Source organism: Actinoplanes sp. NPDC021490 (assembly GCF_055562135.1).
In genome coordinates, this window is record NZ_JBVHFW010000017.1 from 17,203 (window position 1) to 36,713 (window position 19,511).

Annotated in this window: 20 protein-coding genes and 1 tRNA gene; 4 read left to right on the top strand and 17 right to left on the bottom strand. The window is 70.8% G+C overall.

Translation table 11 applies throughout. From position 1 onward, the window contains the following. Nucleotides 1-4 precede the first annotated feature (4 nt). Genes hutH through ACZ3I4_RS35125 form a run of 6 tightly spaced genes read right to left on the bottom strand, consistent with a single transcriptional unit; the run spans nt 5 to nt 7,681 of the window. Nucleotides 5-1,540 carry a histidine ammonia-lyase gene (gene hutH / locus ACZ3I4_RS35100; protein ID WP_465386389.1) on the bottom strand — a complete coding sequence of 512 codons (1,536 nt, stop codon included), beginning with the start codon at nt 1,538-1,540 and terminating at the stop codon, nt 5-7. Continuing rightward, nucleotides 1,537-2,694, bottom strand: coding sequence for an imidazolonepropionase (gene hutI, locus ACZ3I4_RS35105; RefSeq protein WP_465386390.1), 1,158 nt, complete (start codon nt 2,692-2,694; stop codon nt 1,537-1,539). Before hutI ends, hutH begins: the two co-directional genes overlap by 4 nt. Beyond that, the gene (locus ACZ3I4_RS35110) at nt 2,691-4,010 is read right to left on the bottom strand and encodes a formimidoylglutamate deiminase (protein ID WP_465386391.1); all 1,320 of its coding nucleotides are present in this window, start codon (nt 4,008-4,010) and stop codon (nt 2,691-2,693) included. The genes hutI and ACZ3I4_RS35110 overlap by 4 nt, the downstream gene beginning before the upstream one ends. Beyond that, nucleotides 4,007-5,182 (bottom strand): allantoate amidohydrolase, encoded by a 1,176-nt coding sequence (locus ACZ3I4_RS35115; RefSeq protein ID WP_465386392.1) that lies wholly within the window; start codon nt 5,180-5,182, stop codon nt 4,007-4,009. Before ACZ3I4_RS35115 ends, ACZ3I4_RS35110 begins: the two co-directional genes overlap by 4 nt. After that, on the bottom strand, nt 5,179-6,819 hold the full coding sequence (gene hutU, locus ACZ3I4_RS35120; protein WP_465386393.1) for a urocanate hydratase: 1,641 nt from the start codon (nt 6,817-6,819) through the stop codon (nt 5,179-5,181). The genes ACZ3I4_RS35115 and hutU overlap by 4 nt, the downstream gene beginning before the upstream one ends. Before the next feature lie 13 nt (nt 6,820-6,832). Next, the gene (locus ACZ3I4_RS35125; RefSeq protein WP_465386394.1) at nt 6,833-7,681 is read right to left on the bottom strand and encodes a MurR/RpiR family transcriptional regulator; all 849 of its coding nucleotides are present in this window, start codon (nt 7,679-7,681) and stop codon (nt 6,833-6,835) included. 246 nt (nt 7,682-7,927) lie between these two features. Between ACZ3I4_RS35125 and ACZ3I4_RS35130 the strand changes: the two genes are divergently transcribed. Together ACZ3I4_RS35130 and ACZ3I4_RS35135 are read left to right on the top strand one after the other, a co-directional pair. Then, on the top strand, nt 7,928-8,389 hold the full coding sequence (locus ACZ3I4_RS35130) for a hypothetical protein (protein WP_465386395.1): 462 nt from the start codon (nt 7,928-7,930) through the stop codon (nt 8,387-8,389). Between the two features lie 14 nt (nt 8,390-8,403). Continuing rightward, on the top strand, nt 8,404-10,071 hold the full coding sequence (locus ACZ3I4_RS35135; RefSeq protein ID WP_465386396.1) for an esterase/lipase family protein: 1,668 nt from the start codon (nt 8,404-8,406) through the stop codon (nt 10,069-10,071). Between the two features lie 12 nt (nt 10,072-10,083). Here ACZ3I4_RS35135 and ACZ3I4_RS35140 read toward each other — a convergent pair whose 3' ends face one another. The 8 genes from ACZ3I4_RS35140 to ACZ3I4_RS35175 form a co-directional block, all read right to left on the bottom strand. Further along, entirely contained in the window at nt 10,084-10,608 is a 525-nt protein-coding gene (locus ACZ3I4_RS35140) for a TetR/AcrR family transcriptional regulator (RefSeq protein ID WP_465386397.1), read from the bottom strand. Nucleotides 10,609-10,686: 78 nt separating this feature from the next. Next, nucleotides 10,687-11,307, bottom strand: a complete 621-nt coding sequence (locus ACZ3I4_RS35145; RefSeq protein WP_465386398.1) for a DUF6346 domain-containing protein — start codon at nt 11,305-11,307, stop codon at nt 10,687-10,689. An 80-nt stretch (nt 11,308-11,387) separates the two neighbouring features. Continuing rightward, entirely contained in the window at nt 11,388-12,407 is a 1,020-nt protein-coding gene (locus ACZ3I4_RS35150) for a hypothetical protein (RefSeq protein WP_465386399.1), read from the bottom strand. Further along, on the bottom strand, nt 12,407-12,712 hold the full coding sequence (locus ACZ3I4_RS35155; RefSeq protein WP_465386400.1) for a type VII secretion target: 306 nt from the start codon (nt 12,710-12,712) through the stop codon (nt 12,407-12,409). Before ACZ3I4_RS35155 ends, ACZ3I4_RS35150 begins: the two co-directional genes overlap by 1 nt. Beyond that, nucleotides 12,709-13,098: a YbaB/EbfC family nucleoid-associated protein gene (locus ACZ3I4_RS35160; protein WP_465386401.1), complete on the bottom strand. Its 390-nt coding sequence runs from the start codon at nt 13,096-13,098 to the stop codon at nt 12,709-12,711. The genes ACZ3I4_RS35155 and ACZ3I4_RS35160 overlap by 4 nt, the downstream gene beginning before the upstream one ends. A 38-nt stretch (nt 13,099-13,136) precedes the next feature. Further along, complete coding sequence (locus tag ACZ3I4_RS35165) at nt 13,137-13,817, bottom strand: sulfotransferase domain-containing protein (RefSeq protein WP_465386402.1); 681 nt, start codon at nt 13,815-13,817, stop codon at nt 13,137-13,139. 67 nt (nt 13,818-13,884) lie between these two features. Next, a complete protein-coding gene (locus ACZ3I4_RS35170; protein ID WP_465386403.1) occupies nt 13,885-15,813 on the bottom strand; it encodes a copper-translocating P-type ATPase in 1,929 nt (642 codons plus the stop codon). Further along, the gene (locus ACZ3I4_RS35175) at nt 15,789-16,001 is read right to left on the bottom strand and encodes a hypothetical protein (protein ID WP_465386404.1); all 213 of its coding nucleotides are present in this window, start codon (nt 15,999-16,001) and stop codon (nt 15,789-15,791) included. Before ACZ3I4_RS35175 ends, ACZ3I4_RS35170 begins: the two co-directional genes overlap by 25 nt. A gap of 290 nt (nt 16,002-16,291) precedes the next feature. Between ACZ3I4_RS35175 and ACZ3I4_RS35180 the strand changes: the two genes are divergently transcribed. Together ACZ3I4_RS35180 and ACZ3I4_RS35185 are read left to right on the top strand one after the other, a co-directional pair. Continuing rightward, nucleotides 16,292-17,089, top strand: a complete 798-nt coding sequence (locus tag ACZ3I4_RS35180; RefSeq protein ID WP_465386405.1) for an MOSC domain-containing protein — start codon at nt 16,292-16,294, stop codon at nt 17,087-17,089. A 103-nt stretch (nt 17,090-17,192) separates the two neighbouring features. Then, complete coding sequence (locus ACZ3I4_RS35185; protein ID WP_465386406.1) at nt 17,193-18,140, top strand: expansin EXLX1 family cellulose-binding protein; 948 nt, start codon at nt 17,193-17,195, stop codon at nt 18,138-18,140. Nucleotides 18,141-18,200: 60 nt separating this feature from the next. Here the strand turns inward: ACZ3I4_RS35185 and ACZ3I4_RS35190 are convergent, their stop codons facing one another. The 3 genes from ACZ3I4_RS35190 to bcp all read right to left on the bottom strand — a co-directional run bounded on the left by ACZ3I4_RS35190 (nt 18,201) and on the right by bcp (nt 19,488). Continuing rightward, nucleotides 18,201-18,719, bottom strand: coding sequence for a GNAT family N-acetyltransferase (locus tag ACZ3I4_RS35190; RefSeq protein WP_465386407.1), 519 nt, complete (start codon nt 18,717-18,719; stop codon nt 18,201-18,203). Between the two features lie 20 nt (nt 18,720-18,739). Further along, nucleotides 18,740-18,823 (bottom strand) — tRNA-Leu (locus ACZ3I4_RS35195). Nucleotides 18,824-19,011: 188 nt separating this feature from the next. Next, nucleotides 19,012-19,488 (bottom strand): thioredoxin-dependent thiol peroxidase, encoded by a 477-nt coding sequence (bcp, locus tag ACZ3I4_RS35200; RefSeq protein ID WP_465386408.1) that lies wholly within the window; start codon nt 19,486-19,488, stop codon nt 19,012-19,014. Nucleotides 19,489-19,511: the final 23 nt, after the last annotated feature.

Below are 19,511 nucleotides of genomic sequence, written 5' to 3' on the forward strand. Positions count from 1 at the left end.
CTAGCTACAACAGCGCTCCGATGGTGTCCTCGATCCGCTTGCGCAGCTCGCGGCCGATGACGATCGCGCGGGCCGCCTCGAGCGCCGGGGCCAGGAACAGGTCGGGGCCGGGACGACCGGCGGCGGGTTCCAGGGCGTCGATGGCCGCGCGGCCGGCCGGGGAGGGCGTCAGGGGCGAGCGCAGCTGCAGACCCCGTACGGCCGAAATCAGCTCGACGGCCAGCAGGCTGGTCAGGTTGTCGAGCACCGTGCGCAGCTTCTTGGTCGCGGCCCAGCCCATCGAGACGTGGTCCTCCTGCATGCCGCTGGTGGGCAGCGAGTCGACCGAGGCGGGCGAGGCCAGGCGGCGGTTCTCGGCCACGATCCCGGCCGCGGTGTACTGGGCGATCATCAGGCCCGAGTTCACCCCGGCGTCGGGGGAGAGGAACGGCGGCAGGTCGCGGTTGCGGGTGACGTCGAGCAGCCGGTCGACGCGGCGCTCGGCGATCGCGCCCACCTCGGCCGCCGCGATGGCGAGGAAGTCGGCGGCGAATCCGAGCGGGGCGCCGTGGAAGTTGCCGGTCGACTCGACCCGGCCGTCGGGCAGCACGACCGGGTTGTCCACGACCGAGACCAGTTCGCGGGCGGCCACCGTGCGGACGAAGTCCAGGGTGTCCCGGGCCGCGCCGGCCACCTGCGGGGCGCAGCGCATCGAGTACGCGTCCTGCACCGCGTGGGCCAGGTCGTCCCGGTGCGAATCCATGATCGGCGAGTGCTGCAGCAGCTTGCGGATGTTCGCGGCCGACGCGGTCTGTCCGGGGTGCGGCCGGATCTCGTGCAGTTCGGGCAGGAACGGACGCTCGGAACCGAGCATCGCCTCGATCGCCAGCGCCGCGGTCACGTCGGCCATCGCGAACAGGTGCGCGGCGTCGTCGATGGCCAGCAGCAGCATGCCGAGCATGCCGTCGGTGCCGTTGATAAGGGCCAGCCCCTCCTTGGCGGCCAGCTCGAGCGGCCGCAGCCCGGCCCCGTGCAGCGCCTCGGCGGCGGCGATCCGGGCGCCGTCCTTGCCGAGCACCCAGCCCTCGCCGAGCAGCACGATCGCGCAGTGGGCCAGCGGGGCCAGGTCGCCCGACGCGCCCAGCGAGCCGTGCTCGGGCACCCACGGCGTGATGTCGTGGTTGAGCAGGTCGGCCAGGCCCTGCGCGAGCACCGGGCGCACCCCCGAGCGGCCGAGCGCGAGTGACCGCAGCCGGAGGAGCATCATCGCGCGCACCACTTCGCGCGGCATGTGCGCGCCGATGCCGGCCGCGTGCGAACGGATGAGCGCGTGCTGCAGCTCGGCCCGGCGTTCCGGGGCGATCGAGGTGTTGGCCAGCGCGCCGAAGCCGGTCGACACGCCGTACACGGGCTTGCCGGAGGCTTCGATGTTGTCGACGATCGCCCGGCTCGTGGCCATGGCGGTGACGGTCTCGGGGGCGATCTCGACGCGGGCGTCGCCGCGGGCGACCGCGAGCACATCGGCGGGGGTGACGCCGGTGGGTTGAACAGTGACGATCATTGGGGCACTCCGTTGTGCAGAACAGTGCTGATCAGGGGGACGCCGGGCCGGTAGGCCAGGTGAAGGTGGGACGGCGCGTCGAGCACCGTCAGGTCGGCCCGCGCGCCGGGGCGCAGCCGTCCGATGTCGTCGCGGCGCAGGGCCCGCGCGCCGCCGGCCGTCGCCGCGTGCACCGCTTCGGCCGGGGTCATCCGCATGTCCCGGACGGCCAGCGCGATGCAGAACGGCATCGACGACGTGTACGACGAGCCCGGGTTGCAGTCGGTGGCCAGCGCGACCGCGACCCTGGCGTCGACCAGCCGGCGGGCGTCGGGGTAGGGCGAGCGGGTCGAGAACTCGGCCCCCGGCAGCAGGGTGGCCACGGTGTCCGACCCGGACAAGGCGGTCACGTCGGCGTCACTGAGATGGGTGCAGTGGTCGGCGCTCGCCGCGTCCAGTTCCACGGCCAGCCGTACGCCCGGACCCGCCACCAGCTGATTGGCGTGCACCCGCAGTTGCAGCCCCCGGCCCGCGGCGGCCTGCAGGATCGCGCGCGCCTGGTCACCGTCGAACGCGCCGCGGTCACAGAAGACATCGGCCCATTTCGCGTACGGGGCACAGGCGTCGAGCATCTCCCCCTTGACCAGGTCGACGTAGGCGTCCGGGTCGTGTCCCGGCGGAACGACGTGCGCGCCGAGGAACGTCGTCTCGGTCGTCAGCCGCGAGGCCAGCCGCAGCGACCGGGCCTCGTCGGGGACGTTCAGGCCGTACCCGCTCTTGATCTCGATCGTGGTCGTGCCCTGCCGCCGGGCCTCGGCGGCCAGCCGGCTCGCGTTGGCCAGCAGCTCCTCGTCGCTCGCGGCGCGGGTCGCCGCCATGGTGGTCCGGATGCCGCCGCCGGTGTACGGCTCGCCGGCCATGCGCGCGCCGAACTCGGCCGCCCGGTCGCCGGCGAACATCAGATGAGCGTGGCTGTCCACGAAACCGGGCAGTACTGCGCGTTGTTGCGCGTCGATGCGCGAATCGGCCGGCGGTTTCTGCGCGTCCGGGCCGATCCACGCGATGCGATCACCCTCGATCACGATCGCGGCGTCCCGGCGGAGGCCGAGCAGGCCCGCACCCTGGTCCTCGTCGTTGGTGACGAGCTCGCCGATGTTGTCGATCAGAATGCTCATGCGCCGGCCCCGAGGAGCGCGGCGATCGTCCGGGTGAGCGCGTCCGGCGCGTCGATGCTCGTGTGGCGGCCGTCCTCGACGATCAGGCGGCCGTCCGCGATCACGTGGCTGATGTCGGCCGCCGTCGCCGCGAGCACGGCCTGGGCCGGGTCCGCTCCGGCCGTACGGACGCTGTCCAGACGCACGCAGACGAAGTCGGCCCGCTTGCCCACGGCGATCTCGCCCGCGTCGGACCAGCCGATCGACGCGTGGTTGGCCGCCGCCGCGATCAGATCGGCCGGGGTGAAACGGCCGCGCTGCTCGGTGGCGAGCCGGTCGTTCATCTCCAGCGCGCGCAGCTCCTCGAACTGGTCGATCACGGCGTGACTGTCGCTACCCAGACTCAGCCGGGCGCCCGCGTCGGAAAGCCGTCGCGCAGGTCCGATGCCGTCGGCCAGGTCCCGCTCGGTCGTCGGGCAGAAGCACACGTGGTGACCACCAAGAATGTCGATGTCGCGGTCGGTGAGGTGCGTGGCGTGGACGGCCGCCGTCATGGGTCGCCAGACATCGTGGGCCTCGAGCAGTTCGGTCGGCGTGCAGCCGTGCACCGCCCGGCATTGCTCGTTCTCCGCTCTCTGCTCGGAAAGGTGCACATGAACGGGCTGTCCGTCGGTGCGGTCGGCGAACGCCGACATGAACTGGGCCGGGACGGCCCGCACCGAGTGCAGCGCCGCTCCGATCCGGGCCGATCCGGTGGCACGCAGGGCCGAGACCCGCGCCGACCAGCCGTCGAGATCGCCGTCGCCGAACCGCCGCTGCACGCCCTCCAGCGGCTTCCCGTCCACGCCGGCGGTCAGATAGAGCGTGTCCAGCAGCGTGATCCGGATCCCGGCGTCGGCCGCGGCGGCGATCAGCGCGTGGCCCATCGCGTTCGGGTCGGCGTAGGGCGTGCCGTCCGGGCCGTGGTGCAGATAGTGGAACTCGCCGACCGCGGTGACGCCGGCCAGGGCCATCTCGGCGTAGACGGCCTTGGCCAGGGCGAAGTAGCTGTCCGGGTCGAGGCGGCCGGCGACCTCGTACATCAGGTCGCGCCAGGTCCAGAAACTGCCGCCGCCGGCGTGCGTCCGCCCTCGCAGCGCGCGGTGGAAGGCGTGCGAGTGGGCGTTGGCGAAGCCGGGCAGGACCAGCCCCGGCAGAGTCGTGACCGCCCCGGATGCGGGCGTGGTGGACGGATCGGGGGAGCCGACGGCCGTGATGATTCCGTCGGCCACCTCGATGCGAACCCCTCGGGCGACCGCTCCGCCCGTCCAGGCGTACGGGGCGAAATAAACCGTCATGTGAGGTCGCCCAGCACCCTTGCGAGCGCGCCGATGCCTTCCACACAGTCGGCCTCGTCGGCGTGCTCGGCGGGGGAGTGCGAGACACCCGTCGGGTTCCGCACGAACAGCATCGCCGTCGGCACGTGCGCCGACAGCACACCCGCGTCGTGACCGGCGCCGGTCGGCAGGATCGGGGCGCCGCCCAGCAGCTCGGCGATCCGCGCGGCCAGCGACGTCTCGAACGTCACCTCGGCGCTGAACGACTCGGACGTCACCGCCACCTCGACCCCGTCGCGGCCGGCCCGCTCGTGCGCCCGTTTGAGGATCGCCTCGACCATCGTGTCGAGCGTGCCGGTCTCGGCCGCCCGCGCGTCCAGCCAGCCGCGTACGAGGGAAGGAATCGCGTTGGTGGCGTTCGGCTCGACCTCGACCCGGGCCATCGTCGCGTGCGCGCCGTTGAGCCGGGCCTCCTTGTTGGCCGCCAGCACCGTGTACGCGAAGGTCAGCATCGGGTCACGCCGGTCGGCCATCCGGGTGGTGCCCGCATGGTCGCCGTGCCCGGTGAAGTCGAAACGCCAGCGCCCGTGCGGCCAGATCGCGCTGGCCACCCCGACCGGCACGTCGAGCACGCGGCCCTGCTCGATGTGCAACTCGACCAGCGCGCCGATCCGGCCGCTCAGCCCGGGCAGCCGTCCGGCCGGCGTGTCACCGAGCGCCTCGCCGAACGTGATGCCCTCACGGTCCTTGAGCGCGGCCGCCTGCGAGGGCTCGATCGCCCCGGACAGAAGCCGCGACCCCAGGCACGGTACGCCGAACCGGCCGCCCTCCTCCTCGACGAAGGCGACCACGGCGATCGGCCGGCGCGGCACGTGCCCGCGGCGGCGCAGCTCGTCGACGGCGAGGAAGCCGCTGACGATGCCGAGCGGCCCGTCGAAGCCCCCGCCGTGCGGCACCGAGTCGAAGTGCGAGCCGGTGAGCACCGCGTCGTGGCCCCACTGGTCACCCCACCAGGCGAACAGGTTGCCGTTGCCGTCGTCGGTGACCGGCATGTCGCGGCGCGCGGCCTGGTTGCGGAACCAGTCGCGCAGCACCAGTTCGGGCTCCTCCAGCGCGTACCGCAGGTAGCCGTTGTTGCGGACCCGCCCGATCGGCGCGATCCCGTTCCAGAGCTCGGCGAACGTGGCCGTCACTGAGAGTCCCTTCGCATGGGGATGTGGACACCGGCGGCCGCCTCGGACTCGTAGCCCGCGTCGACGTGCCGCATCACGCCCGTGCCCGGGTCGTTGGTGAGCACCCGCGCGATCTTCTGCCCGGCCAGGTCGGTGCCGTCGGCCACGCAGACCTGGCCCGCGTGGATGGAACGCCCGATGCCCACGCCGCCGCCGTGGTGGATCGACACCCAGCTCGCCCCGCTGGCCGTGTTGAGCAGCGCGTTCAGCAGCGGCCAGTCGGCGATCGCGTCGGAGCCGTCGAGCATCGACTCGGTCTCCCGGTACGGCGAGGCGACCGAACCCGAGTCGAGATGGTCGCGGCCGATCACCAGGGGAGCCTTGAGCTCGCCCCGGGCCACCATGTCGTTGAAGCGCACGCCGGCCTTGTCCCGCTCGCCGTAGCCGAGCCAGCAGATCCGCGCGGGCAGGCCCTGGAACGCGACCCGCTCCTCGGCCATCTTCATCCAGCGGGCCAGCGACTCGTGCTCGGGGAACAGATCGAGCACGGCCTTGTCGGTGGCGGCGATGTCGGCCGGGTCACCCGAGAGCGCGGCCCAGCGGAAGGGACCCTTTCCCTCGGCGAAGAGCGGCCGGATGTACGCCGGGACAAAGCCGGGGAACTCGAAGGCGCGCTCGAAACCGGCCAGCTTGGCCTCGCCGCGGATCGAGTTGCCGTAGTCGAACACCTCGGCGCCCGCGTCCATGAACCCGACCATGGCCGCGACCTGCTTGGCCATGCTGGCCCGGGACCGGTCGGTGAACTCCTCGGGCTTGGTGCGCGCGTATTCGGCGGCGTCGGCGAGCTCGACACCGACCGGCACGTACGACAGGGGGTCGTGGGCGCTGGTCTGGTCGGTGACGATGTCGACCTCGACGCCCCGGGTGAGGATCTCGCCGAACACCAGCGCCGCGTTGCCGACCACGCCGATGGAGACCGCGCGCTTCTCCCGCTTCGCCTTCTCCGCGCGGGCCAGGGCGTCGTCCAGGTCACCGGCGATCTCGTCCAGGTAGCGGGTCTCGACCCGGCGGCGCAGGCGGGTCTCGTCGATGTCGACGATCAGGCAGACACCGCCGTTCATGGTCACCGCGAGCGGCTGCGCGCCGCCCATGCCGCCGCAGCCGCCGGTCAGGGTCAGCGTGCCGGCCAGCGTGCCGTTGAACCGCTTCTCGGCGACCGCTGCGAACGTCTCGTACGTGCCCTGCAGGATGCCCTGGGTGCCGATGTAGATCCACGAGCCGGCGGTCATCTGGCCGTACATGGTCAGGCCCAGGTTCTCCAGACGGCGGAACTCGGGCCAGGTCGCCCAGTCGCCGACGAGGTTGGAGTTGGCGATCAGCACCCTCGGCGCCCACTCGTGGGTCTGGAACACGCCCACCGGCCGGCCCGACTGCACCAGCAGCGTCTCGTCGCCCTTGAGCTCGTCGAGCTCGCGCACGATCGCGTGGTAGGACGGCCAGTCCCGCGCGGCCCGGCCGGTGCCGCCATAGACCACCAGGTCCTCGGGGCGCTCGGCCACATCCGGGTCGAGGTTGTTCATCAGCATCCGCTTGGCGGCCTCCTGCGGCCAGCCCTTCGCCGTGTACGCCGCGCCGCGTGGCGCCCGGATCTCCGACATCGTCGACCTTTCCTTACGCTTGAAAAATGTGCCGGCGCGAGGCCGTGGCCTCGAACGCCTCGAGCCTCTGCTGCACCGGATCGGGGTCGGCGTCGCACATCGCCTGCAACAGCACCATGGCCATCGCCATCGGCCCGGTGTGCAGGTCGAACACCAGCCGGGTGCCGACCTGGGCGGGCAGCACGACATCGCAGTGCTCGGCGACCGGGCTGACCGCCGAATCGGTGATCGCGACCACGGCGTACCCCATCGCCCTGGCCTCCCGGATAGCGTCGAGCGACTCCCGCGGATAGCGCGGCAGCACCAGCGCCAGCATCGCACCGGCACCGGCCGCGCGGGCCTGATCGAGCCGGTCGAGCAGCGACGTGCCACCGGCGTCGAGCACCCGCACATCCGGATGCACCTTGCTCGCGAAATACCCGAAATACCCGGCCAGGGGCGCCGCCGCCCGCAGCCCGAGAACCGGAAGAGGCCGGCTGACAGTCAAGAGCTCAGCCGCCCGCCGTACGTCGTCAAGCCGCTCGAGCTGTTCCACCAGGCGCCCGAGATGCTCCGCCTCGGCCGCGACCGCCAGCTGCATGGCGTTGTGGTCCTCACCGTGCTCGGCATCCGACCCGGCGGTGAGCTCGCGCAGCACCCGCCGCAGCGCCGGATACCCCTCGTACCCCAGCGCAATGGCGAACCGGGTCACCGAGGGCTGGCTGACCCCGGCCAGATCGGCCACCTCGGCCGCGGACAGGTAGGCGGCCTTGCTCGCCTGCTCGACAAGGCAGTGAGCAATCCGCCGCTGCGTCGGCGTGAGCCGGGCCCCGGCAAACAGATCAAGCACCCGCTCCCCGACCTTGACCCCTCCGCCATTCACACACGCACTCTATGCATAAAAACTTTCAGAGCGCTAGGGGATGGGAGTTCCGGCGGCTTGAAAGGTCTGGTTCGGCAACGCCGGTGGGTAAGCGGGTTGACGGCGTCCAGGAACCGGATGGGAGCCGGACTGGCCCGGCCGCTCGTACAGCGTGGAGCACCGAACAGGCACAGCAGCCGGCCCCGAATGAGGGACGCCCGCGCGCAGAACCGGTCGATACGCTCATCGGCCGGAGGTAGCGGACACGTGCGAAACCGAAACACAGCGCTTGCCGCCGCCGGTGCGGCGGCCGTCGTAGCGCTGGCAGCCGGCGGCTGGGCGCTGTGGTCCCGCGACAACACGGGCAGCCCGCCGACCACGACGGCGTCAGCCGGCCCGCCGGTTTCGGCGGCGCCGACCGCGGCTGGTCTGACCAGCGCCCGAGCCGCGGAACTCGGGCGGGAGCTGACCTCCGGCGTTGAGGCGCGGGTCCGCACGGTCCTGGTCCTGCCGTCTGGGCAGCCGCTGGACTCGGAGGCAGTCGGCCAGTTCAACGACCTCGGCTCGATCCGCCTCGACCTGAAAACGTTCACGTATCTCGACGCGACCGCGGCGCAGGTCCGCGGAACCGTGGCGAACCCGCCGGCGAAGGTGGGCGGCAACTGGACGTTCACGCTGCTGTACACCGATCAAACGTGGATGTTCGTCGACGGGAGCCCGGACGCGTGAAACTCCCTCGATTCGTGGCCGCCTGCCTGCTCGCGGTCACCGTGGCTGTCGTGCCTGCAGCCCCCGCTCCGGCCTCTGCTGCGGCGATCGACGGCTGTGCAGACGGTTCGACAGAGGTGCCCAGCAAAGTCGGGGAACGCCGACCAGTGATCTTTGTGCACGGGTGGACAGCGGCCGGTACAGCCATGCACGGCGTCGGTACGGAACTCGAGAACCGGACCCGGAAGCGGATCCAGCCGTACTACTTCAACTACGGCAAGTTCAGCAGCACGTGGGCGTCCGATGAGAAGGTCGCCGGCTGCCTCGCCGACTACATCGTGAAGGTCTCCGATGCGTACGCGAAGGAGAAAGTCGTTCTCGTCGCCCATTCGATGGGTGGTCTCGCCTCCGTGTATGCGGCCGGCAACACCAATGCAGCCAGTCGAATCGCGGCCGTGATCACCTTCGACACCCCGTACCTGGGCAGCCCGTTCGGCAACACCAACCTCGGCGCGATCGTTCAGGAGTTCTCGGAGCGGAGCAAGACCAAACTGATCCCGCCGGGTGGCTCGGACGCGCAGGTATGCCTCGGTGTGCACCGCGACGGTGCGCTGCTGCCCGGCCGGTGTACGCGCAGCCTGCCGAAATCATTGCCGGCCGGGATAGGCCTGACGCAGATCGCCGGCGACATCACCGTCGACCGGAAGTTCGGGCCGATTCATCTCTACGACATGAGCATCGGCGGTGACGGGATCGTCGGCACGGATAGCCAGCTCGGCTACCCACGAATCGTCGCGAAAGTCGCCCGGAAGAGGAACCCTAGTGTCACCGGCCGGACCCTCAGGTGCCGGACCTCCAGTGACGTGCTCCTCACGCAGGCGCTCGCCCAAGTGGTCAGGGGCCCCAACCCGGCCGCTACGGTCAGCATGTTGCTGAGCGCCTACCGGCAGATCAGGAACGGCGGGCGAACCACCCTCAGCCTTGCCGAAGGCGGCATCACAGCGGAGATCGGCGTGTACCTCGTTCTCGCCACAGCCGTTGCGGGCTGCAGTCATATCAACATCATGAAAAACGGCACAGCACTCGAGCAGGCCACCAGCGCCCTGGATGGCTATCTCGACGACCTCGGCCCCCGGACCACCGTCCAGAACTTGTCACCGGTCACTGCGGCCGGTAAGGCCGCGGCCGGCTGGAGGATCGTCGATCGGGCCGACGGGCAAGGCGTCGACTGCAGCGACAACATCGCCAGCCCGGCCGCGAAGAAAGGCAACATCTATTTGTGCAGCCCAGCGGCGGCGATGGCCGACGCCTGCTGGATGGAGCAGGGCGACCAGTCGGTGCTCTGCCTGAGCGACCCGATGACGCGCAATCTGGTCCGGTACTGGATGGAAGGTGCCATCGGCGCCGCCGCGCCGACCGGGCCGGCCGACTACAGCGGAACACCCGCGCCGATGCGTATCGACCTGGACAGCGGCGCTCGGTGCCGGATCCGCAACGGTGGCAGCTGGGGTAGCCAGGAGACCGCACCAGATCTGGTCGGCTTCTATGCCTGCGACAAGGGCGGAGTCATCTGGGCCGACCGGGACAGCCGGACCGGCATCGACCAGTCACGCGAGATGTGGACGGTACGCACCGGCCATGAAACCGGGAAGATCACCACACGAAGGGTGACGACGGCGTACTACGTCGCGACCGGGAAGTAAGCCCCGAGGCGGTTACGTCACCCCAAGAAGGGCGTCGGAGATTCGGCTCATGCGGGTTTTCACGTCGGCGAGGGCGGCGTCGCCGGTGGCCAAGTCTCGTAAGCAGACCCGGAACGCCGCCGTGATCAGGGCGGCAGACATTCTCGCGTCGCTGGTCCCCGCCTGCTCGACGAAGAGGGCTGCCAGCAGATCCTCCAGTTCCTCGGCGATCTCGCGGGCGCGGGCGCGCAGGGCGGGGGAGGCCTGGACGACCTGCCAGTACTGGACCATGCGGTCGGGGGAGCCCGGTGGTTGCAGGCTTTCCTCGGCCAGCTTCAGGGCCGCGTCGCGTAGGGCGGCCTGCGGGGTCCGGTCGTGGGGGCGTTCGCGGACGGCGGTGGTGAGGCGGTCGCGGATCAGCGGGACGCGGTCGAAGAACATGTCTTCCTTGCGCGGGAAGTAGTTGAAGACCGTCATGCGGGAGACGCCGGCCCGTTCGGCGATTTCGGACACGCTCACCGCGTCGAAGCCGCGTTCGATCGCGGGTCTGACGCTCACCCTGGTGGCGGCGGCCCTGGTCGGCTGGGGTTTCCACCGCTCACGATCCTGACCCGAGCCAACGGGATCGGTGGCGGATCAGTGGCGGCGGAACGGCCGGGCGATCAGGTCGCGGAGCAGCGACCACAGCAGCCAGACGACGAGGAGCGCGGGAATCGCGGCGACGACGAACAGGACGATGCCGACGGTGGCCAGCAGCGGCCGGGGCTCGAAGTCGGGGCGGGAGAACCGCGGGCCGCTGCGACCGTAGCCGTTGTCGCCGATCTCGACCGTCTGCCCGACCTCGCCGGCGTCGAAGAGGTGCGGCTTGTCGAAGTAGCGGCGGTCGGGCACGCCGTTCGGCCATTGGACGCGGACCAGGCATTCGTCCCAGTAGCCGTAGATGACCCCGACCGGCCCGCGCCGCTCGCACGATTCGACGGTGGCCTGACCGACGCGGCGGGCATCGTCGAAGTTCTGGCCGTTGTACGACAGCAGCGTGGCCGCGATCTGGAACGTCACCACGATGGCCACACCCAGCCCGAGCAGCTTGAGCAGGGCACGCAGCTTTCCCGACCGGCCGGGCTGGACCGGCGACTCGGGACCGGCGGGCGGCTCCGGCTCGGACCCGGCGGCCGCCTCCCGCTGGATCTCCTCCATCCGCTCGCGGATCTCCCGCATGCGCTCGGCGTCCCGCGTGCGCTTGGCGTCATCAGCCACGGCTGTTCAGCTTCCTCGTTCGGCGGTCACAGGGAAAGGCGGTCACAGGGAAAGGCGGTCGGAGGGAGAAGGGAAGGCGGTCAGAGCGGAAGGTCGATCGGCGGCGGCTCCTCGCCCTTCAACTTGTCGAACGTCGAGCCGGCGTTCTGCGAGCCGTTCGCCCGCGACGAGTTGACGATGGTCTCCTTGACGACAGTGGTCACCGGTCCGTGCACGGCGGTGTGCCCGTCGCTGATCGTCTTGAACGCCGCCTTGTAAGCCTTGCCCCACTCGGCCAGCCCCGTCGTGGGATTGTCGAACCGGGTCGCGGCCGCCTCGAACCGGTAGGCGCCGACGATCGTCGCGCCGTGGGCCGACTTGCGCAACGCCGAGGCGATGCCCTCGATCAGGCTCGACAGCTTGGTGAACTGCGCGGCCAGCCGGGACACGACCCGGGCCAGCTTGTTGAGCAGGTTCACGATCTTGGCGGTGCACTCGGCTACCAGCAGCGCGACCTCGGCCACGATCTTGGGGATGGTCACGACCAGCAGGGACTGCAGCGCCTTGGAGATGATGGCGCCGATCACCTCGGCCACGATGTCGCGGATCGTGTTGCGGACGACGCCGATGATCGCGCCGGCGGTGATCGTACGGTCGGAGAGGGCCTCACACGCCTCGCCCAGTGTGTTGACCATCGCGGCGTGCTCGGCCGCACGGTGGCGGTACGCGTCGGCGGACTTCGCCGTCCACTCGGCCGTGCTCGCCCGCACATCGTCGACGAAGGTCTCCACCGACTCGTACAGCTGCTTCTGGACGTTGCGCCACGTCATCGCGTGCGCCTCGATCTCCTTCGGGTTGCCGCACAGGTCGTCGAGCGGCTTGCGCAGGCAGTCCACATGCTCCATCAGCCAGCCCACACCGGCCGCGAAGATCGCCTGCAGCGGGTCCATGACCGCGCCCAGCGTGCCCAGGCCGGTGGCGACCAGGTTGCCGGCGGCGCCACCCCATTCCCCGCCCAGGGCCGAGTCGACCGTGCCGACCGAGCTTTCGACCAGGCCGGCGCCCTCGTACCACTTGCGGTCGGCGTCGGGCGCGGCAAGTTCGGGACGATCGCCGGCCATCACTTGCCTCCGAGGCGGCGGGCCGCGTTCTCGTCGGTGATGTCCATGTCGTCGGCCGTGGCCCGCAGCAGGTCGGCCAGCGTCTGCGCGGCCGTCGCGGCGTCCTTGATGCCCCCGACCAGCTCGTCCTGCGCCGGGTTGAGCCGCTCGGCGAACCAGCCGAACATCAGCCCGTACGCGTCGTTGCTCGCCCGCACCCACGCCCCGGCCTGCGCACCCTTGTCGATCATCGTGCCGGTCTGGTCGACCACGCGCGCGTGCCGGCGCATCGCCTCGGAGTTGATCTCAATGTCGGGCTGCGTCATCGCGGCCGCCCCTCGTCGTCCTGATCGTCGGCCGGCTCCGGAAAGCGTTCGGCGTAGGCGCTGCCGACGAACGACGCCGTCTCCGAGCCCGCCCCGAACACGTCGGCCGCGACCTCGGTCATCGACCGGGCCAGCTGGGCCTGCGCCTGCCGCGACGTCTTCAGCACCAGCGCCGCCAGGTCGTCCAGCGGCAGGTCACGGGCCCGCGCGCCGAACTCGAGGCTGGCCAGGCCGCCGGACGAGTCGACCGTCAGCCGCACCTCGCCCTCGGGCGACGAAGCCGAGATCGTGTTGGCCTCCAGCCGCCGGCTCAGCTCGAGCGAACGGGCGACCTGCGCCTCGGCCTGCAGCTCGAACGATCTGATCCAATCGTCGGGCATTGTCATGGTGCCTCCCCCGGGAAGCCCCGATAGTAGGACACCACCTACACCAGGCCCAGCAGCTCCATCGCCGAGACGTTGGCCGGGTCGGCCCAGAACAGCCGGTGCATCTCGTCCGGCATCTCGTCGCGGTGGGTGCCGGTGTGCCCGCGCCGGAAGAACCGCGGATCGACGGCGTGCAACTCGGCGAAGGACGGTGGCGCGACCCCCGGCAACGGTTCCACCGGCAGGCCGAGCGCCCCGATCACCCCGGCGACGGCGCTCGCGGGATCCCGTACGAGGTCCTCGTAGCGCAGCATCACACGGTGCGGCGCGGGCGGCCGCAGCCAGCTCAGCACGTTGACGCCCCAGCCGCGGGCGCCGTACGTGCCGTCGATCATGGACCGCAGTTCGTCCCGGAAGTCGTGGCCGGGCTGCTCGCTCCGCTGCCGGGCCCACGAGACCAACGAGTCGCGGCCATCCCGTACGAGGCAGATCGCCCGATCGTCCTCCCGCACGTCCGCGTCACGGGGACGGTGCGTCTTGACCAGGTGCAATTCGTCCGAGGCGCGCAGGTCGTCGAACGAGCCGGGCCGGTCGGTCGCCCCCACGAACCCGGCTCCGAGCCGCTCGGCGACCCCGTCCACGTCGTAGACCACCGAGGCCGGCAGACCGTAGAGCCGATGCAGGACGATCCGCAGGAACGTGTTGCCCGAACGCGGGAACGACGCCACCCAGACCAGCATCATCCGGTCCGGCGCGGGCTGTCGGTGGTCACGCCGCCATCCTACGAACCCGCGCGGACCGGGGGAATCAGGCGCGCGCCAGGCGTACGCGCCGGAGCAGTTGGGCGTTGAGGGCGACCACAATGGTCGACCCGCTCATCAGGATCGCGCCGACCGCGGGGCTCAGCGTGAAGCCGGCCCAGGCCAGCACGCCCGCGGCGAGCGGAATCGAGATCACGTTGTAGCCGGCCGCCCAGGCCAGATTCTGGATCATTTTCCGGTACGACGCCTTGGACAACTCGATCACGCTGGTCACCGCGCGCGGGTCGGAGGAGGCCAGCACGACGCCGGCCGACTCGATCGCCACGTCGGTGCCGGCCCCGATCGCCAGCCCCACGTCGGCCCGGGCCAGCGCGGGCGCGTCGTTCACGCCGTCGCCGACCATCGCCACCGTCAGCCCGCGGGACTGCAGATCGGCGACCGCCTTGTCCTTGTCGGCCGGCAGCACCTCGGCGAACACCTCGTCCAGCCCCAGATCGGCCGCGACCGCCTCGGCCACCGGACGCGCGTCACCGGTGATCATGACGATCCGCTCGATGCCGTGCCGCCGCAACTGCTCGATGGCCTCCCGCGCCTCCGGCCGCACCTCGTCCTCCAGCGCGAACGAGCCGGCGATCGTCTTGTCGGCGAGCCGCACCAGATGCAGCACCGCCGCGCCGCGACCGGATTCGGCCGCCAGAGCCTCCGAGGGCGTGATGCCGAGTTCGCGCAGAAGAGCGGGACCGCCGACCGCGTACGCCTCCCCGTCGACGACGGCCTGCACCCCGCGCCCGGTCAGCGAGCGGAAGCCGGTGGCCGTGGCCCGCCCGGGCGCCGCCGCCACGATGGCTTTGGCCAGCGGGTGCTCGCTGTCGCTCTCGACCGCGGCCGCTATCCGCAGCACCTCGTCCTCGGTGTGACCGGCCGTGGCGGCAACCGCGGTCACCGTGTGCTCGCCCTTGGTCAGGGTGCCCGTCTTGTCAAAGAGGACCGCGTTCACCGTGCGCATCCTCTCCAGCGCCAGCCGGTCCTTGACGAGGATGCCGGCCCGGGCCGCCAGGGCCGTCGACAGCGCGATGACCAGCGGGATGGCCAGGCCGAGGGCGTGCGGGCAGGCGATCACGAGAACCGTCACCGTCCGTACGACCGACTGGTCGAGGTCGCCGATCGCCCACCACGTTCCGAACGTGATCAGTCCGGCCGCGGCGGCCACGTAGAACAGCCAGGCGGCGAACCGGTCGGCCAGCACCTGAGCCCGGCCGCGCGACGCCTGGGCCTGCGCGACCAGGCGGCCGATCCCGGCCAGCGCGGTGTCCTCACCGACGGCATCGACCTCGACCCGTACGGCCGAGTCGGTGGCCACCGTGCCCGCGACGACGCGGCTGCCCGGCGTACGGGAAACCGGTCTCGACTCTCCGGTGATCATCGACTCGTCCATCTCGGCCGAGCCCTCGACGATGCGACCGTCGGCGGGCACGCGCGCACCCGGCCGGACCAGCACCCGGTCGCCGACCCGCAGCCGCGCGACCGGCACTTCCGCGGTCGAACCGTCCGGCCGGATCAGCGTGGCCTCGTCGGGCAGCAGGGTGGCCAGCGCGGACAGGGCGCCCTGGGCCTGGCCGATCGCCTTCATCTCCTGCCAGTGGCCGAGCAGCATGATCGTGACCAGCGCGGCCAGCTCCCACCAGAAGTCCAGCTCGAACAGACCGACGCTGGTGGCCAGCGAGGCCGCATAGGCCACGGTGATCGCCATCGCGATGAGCAGCATCATGCCGGGCGCCCGCCCGCGAATCTCGGCGACCGCCCCGGTCAGGAACGGCCAGCCGCCGTAGAAGAAGACGATCGTGCCCAGAACCGGCCCGGTCCAGCTCATGCCGGCGAAGTCGAGCGAGTAGCCGAACCACTCCATGACCATCTCGCTGGTCACCACGATCGGAACCGTCAGCGCGAGACTCAGCCAGAACTTACGCCGAAACACCGCCGGATCATGCCCGGCATGCCCGCCGTGCCCGCCATGCCCTGCGTGCCCGCCATGCCCTGCGTGAGCGTCGTGTTCGGCCTGACCGCCGTGCCCTGCTTGAGGCCCATGCCCGGCGTGACCGTCGTCCCCGGCGTGACCGCCATGCCCGTCAGGACGGTCGTGCCCGCCGTGGCTGTCGTGTTCACCGTGCAGGCCGGTCGGAGCGCCCTGCGGATACGTCTTCGCCATATCGACCACCTCCTCCATGCAACCTATACCCCCTGGGGGTATCTGGCTACGACCTTTCGGCGGCAGGCCTCATGGCGCTGGACACACGCTCGGGGTGCTTTCCGCGTGACAGGCCGAGCGCGGCGGACGGCCGTTCCGGGTCCGGGTCCGGGTCGGGCGAGGCGAACGGCCTCTGGGTGACGGCCCGGTGAGGCCAATGGTGTGACGGTGCCCCCTGCCGGCGGGGCAGGCGTGTCACGCTTCAGGGATGCGGATCACGGCCCTGTACTCGTACCCCGTCAAGGGTTGTCATCGCATCGAGCACGACAGTGCGCCGGTCGAGCCGTGGGGGCTGGCCGGGGATCGGCGGTGGCTGCTGGTGGATGCCGAGGGGGTGGGCATCACGCAGCGCGACACCCCGAGGCTCACGCAACTGACCGTCATGCCGCGCGCCGGTGGGCTGGAGTTACGTGCGCCGGGCATGCCGTTGCTCAGTGTGGACGAGCCGGTCGACGGTCCGGCCGAGGTCGTTCGGGTGTTCCGGAGCAAGGGGCCGGTGCCCGCGCGGGTGGCGGAGAAGGAGTGGAGCAGCCGGTTCCTCGGGCGTGACGTCCGGCTCGTCTGGCAGGCCGACCCGACCGGCCGTCCGATCGAGTCGCATGCGCGGCCGGATGACCGGGTCAGCTTCGCCGACGGGTTTCCGGTGCTGCTCGCGAACGAGGGGTCGCTGTCGGCGCTGAACGACTGGCTCACCGAGGCGGGGGAGGAGCCGGTGCCGATGACCCGGTTCCGGCCCAACATCGTCGTCGGCGGCGCGCCGGCCTGGGCCGAGGACGACTGGCTCGGCCGGCGGCTGCGGATCGGCGACGTCGGGTTCCGGGCGGCCAAGTCGTGCGCCCGCTGTCTGGTGACCACCATCGATCAGGAGACGGGGGAGAAGGGCCGCCAGCCGCTGCGGATTCTGGGCTCGCACCGGCGCTTCGACGACGGGCTGCTCTTCGCCATCAACCTGATTCCGGATATGTCCGGAGTAGTGCGACAGGGGGACCCGGTCGAGGTCGGGTGAACGGCCAGGGGGCTGACGCGACCGGGTGAAGCGGGCCACTGGAAGCTTATGAGTGTCTTAGGAAAGTTGCCGCTGCGGGCGCGCGGCGGCAGGGTTCCTCAGCGTGACCGGATCTCGCCTGTTCTCGCCCCGATGGCTCGCCGCCGGGGGCGCTGTCGTTCTCGCCGCCGTTCTGGGGGTCACGCTCGTGCTCCAGAACAGCGGAGCCGCCTGCGCCGCCCCGCCGTCGACCACGGCGAAGAAGGGCAAGGCGACGTACTTCTCCCTCGACGGCACGCTCGGCAACTGTTCCTTCCCGAGCCCGCCCGCCGATGGCCTGTTCGTCGCGCTGGGCCAGCACAACCAGTATTCCGACGGCGCGGCCTGCGGCACCTACATCGATGTGACCGGGCCCAAGGGCAAGACCCGGGTCAAGGTCATCGACTCCTGCCCGGAATGCCCGGCCGGTCACCTCGACCTGAGCCTCAAGGCGTTCCAGAAAATCGGTGTGAAGAGCGACGGGATCATTCCGATCACGTACAAGACGGTTCCGGGTGCGGCGGTTCCCGGGCCCATTTCCGTACGGGTGAAGGAAGGCTCTTCGCAGTACTGGCTGAGCGTGCTGATCGACAACCACAGCAACCAGCTGGCCTCGGTCAAGGTGGCCGGGAGCGGCGGCTTCAAGAACGCGACGCGCGAGGACTTCAACTACTGGACCCTCCCGAGCGGCGTCGGCAACGGGCCCTTCAAGATCAAGATCACCGATGTGTACGGGAACTCGGTCACGGTTTCCAAGATCAAGCTGGCGATCGGCAAGACCCAGAAGACCGCGGCCAAGCTCGGCGGCAGTGTCGTCCGGCAGCCGGAGTCGGCGCCCGCGAAGAAGAAGACGACGAAGCCGGCTACCAAGAAGGCCACGCCCAAGCCGGTGAAGACGACAGTGTCGCCGACCCCGGCCGCCACCACGGTTTCGGCGGCGCCACTGGTCGAGCCGGCCACGACGACGCCCGCCGTGCAGCAGCCCGCCCCGCTGGACGCCGATCTGGCGGCCGGCTCCCCACGCTGTTCCTGAGTAGTTCCCCACCGAGCCCGGCCGGACGCGTTCCCCCAGCGTGTCCGGCCGGGCACAGCTTCAGGCCAGCGGCAACCACATGTGGATCTCGTCGCGGTCGTCGCCCGGCCCGACCCGCAGCGCGCCCGGCAGCCGGCCCACCTCGCGATAGCCGAGCCGCTCGTAGAACTTCTCCGTTCCCGCCCCGCCCCGCACCGTCACCTGGATGGCCTCCAGCCCCGTCCGGCGGGCGATCCGCTCGGCCTCGCGCATCAGCCGGGCGCCATAGCCGCGGCCCTGCCGGTGCGGCGTCACCATCACCCGCTTGAGCACCCGCCAGTGGTCCTTGAGCGCGAACCGGTTGCTGACCACGAACAGCAGAGCGACGAGCTCGCCGTCGTCGACGCCGATCAGCAGGTGATCGATTCCGGCCTCGACCCCGGCGAACGTGGCCTCGGCCACGGGGACGACCTCCGCATGCCGGACCGGCGCGACGAAACCGACCGCCCCGCCGGCGTTGGTGACGTCCACCCAGAGGTCGACGATGCCGGCCCGGAGATCCTCGGTGAGCGGCGGATCCAGTTCGAACTCGATAGCCATGCGGCAATCATCGCGATGGGTGCGGAAGGGGGGACTTGAACCCCCACGCCCTCTCGGGCACGGGCACCTAAAACCCGCGCGGCTGCCTATTACGCCACTCCCGCCGGATTTGCCCCGCGGGGCAAACACGTTCCCCGCAGTCTAGACGTTGAGCGCGCAAAAGCGGACGGCCGCCCGCACAGCACGGCGGCCGCCTCGCGGATCAAGCCGCATGACAGCCGCCGTGGGTCTTCGGCACCCGAGCCGGGTTCTGCCTTTAGTGATCGCCCGGAAAAGGTGAGACTTTAGCGATTCAGTCGAGGCCGAGGTCGCGGCGGAGCTTGGCGACGTGACCGGTGGCCTTGACGTTGTAAAGGGCCTGCTCGATGACGCCGTTCTCGTCGATGACGAAGGTCGATCGAATGACGCCCATGACCGTCTTGCCGTAGTTCTTCTTTTCGCCGAACGCCCCGTACGAGGTCAGCACGCTTCGGTCCTCGTCGCTGACCAGGGGGAAGGTGATGGCGTCGCGCTCGCGGAACTTGGCCAGCTTGGCCGGCGCGTCGGGGGAGATGCCGACGACCTCGTAACCGGCGGCCTGCAGCGAGCCCAGCGAGTCGCGGAAGTCACACGCCTGGGTGGTGCAGCCGGGCGTCATGGCGGCCGGGTACGCGTAGAGCACGACCTTGCGTCCGCGCAGATCCTTGAGGGTGAGCCGGTCGCCGTTGTCGGTCGGCAGGCTGAAGTCGGGCGCCGGGTCACCGGCGGAGAGTCGGACGGTCTCAGTCATGCCGATGACGATAGACCCGCTCC

Bases quoted from the DNA above. Each gene is read 5' to 3' on its own strand.
- bcp (WP_465386408.1), bottom strand. From the start codon at position 19,488: ATGACTGAGACCGTCCGACTCTCCGCCGGTGACCCGGCGCCCGACTTC.
- ACZ3I4_RS35190 (WP_465386407.1), bottom strand. From the start codon at position 18,719: ATGGCTATCGAGTTCGAACTGGATCCGCCGCTCACCGAGGATCTCCGG.
- hutH (WP_465386389.1), bottom strand. From the start codon at position 1,540: ATGATCGTCACTGTTCAACCCACCGGCGTCACCCCCGCCGATGTGCTC.
- ACZ3I4_RS35160 (WP_465386401.1), bottom strand. From the start codon at position 13,098: ATGACAATGCCCGACGATTGGATCAGATCGTTCGAGCTGCAGGCCGAG.
- ACZ3I4_RS35110 (WP_465386391.1), bottom strand. From the start codon at position 4,010: ATGACGGTTTATTTCGCCCCGTACGCCTGGACGGGCGGAGCGGTCGCC.
- ACZ3I4_RS35150 (WP_465386399.1), bottom strand. From the start codon at position 12,407: ATGGCCGGCGATCGTCCCGAACTTGCCGCGCCCGACGCCGACCGCAAG.
- hutU (WP_465386393.1), bottom strand. From the start codon at position 6,819: ATGTCGGAGATCCGGGCGCCACGCGGCGCGGCGTACACGGCGAAGGGC.
- hutI (WP_465386390.1), bottom strand. From the start codon at position 2,694: ATGAGCATTCTGATCGACAACATCGGCGAGCTCGTCACCAACGACGAG.
- ACZ3I4_RS35155 (WP_465386400.1), bottom strand. From the start codon at position 12,712: ATGACGCAGCCCGACATTGAGATCAACTCCGAGGCGATGCGCCGGCAC.
- ACZ3I4_RS35180 (WP_465386405.1), top strand. From the start codon at position 16,292: ATGCGGATCACGGCCCTGTACTCGTACCCCGTCAAGGGTTGTCATCGC.
- ACZ3I4_RS35165 (WP_465386402.1), bottom strand. From the start codon at position 13,817: ATGCTGGTCTGGGTGGCGTCGTTCCCGCGTTCGGGCAACACGTTCCTG.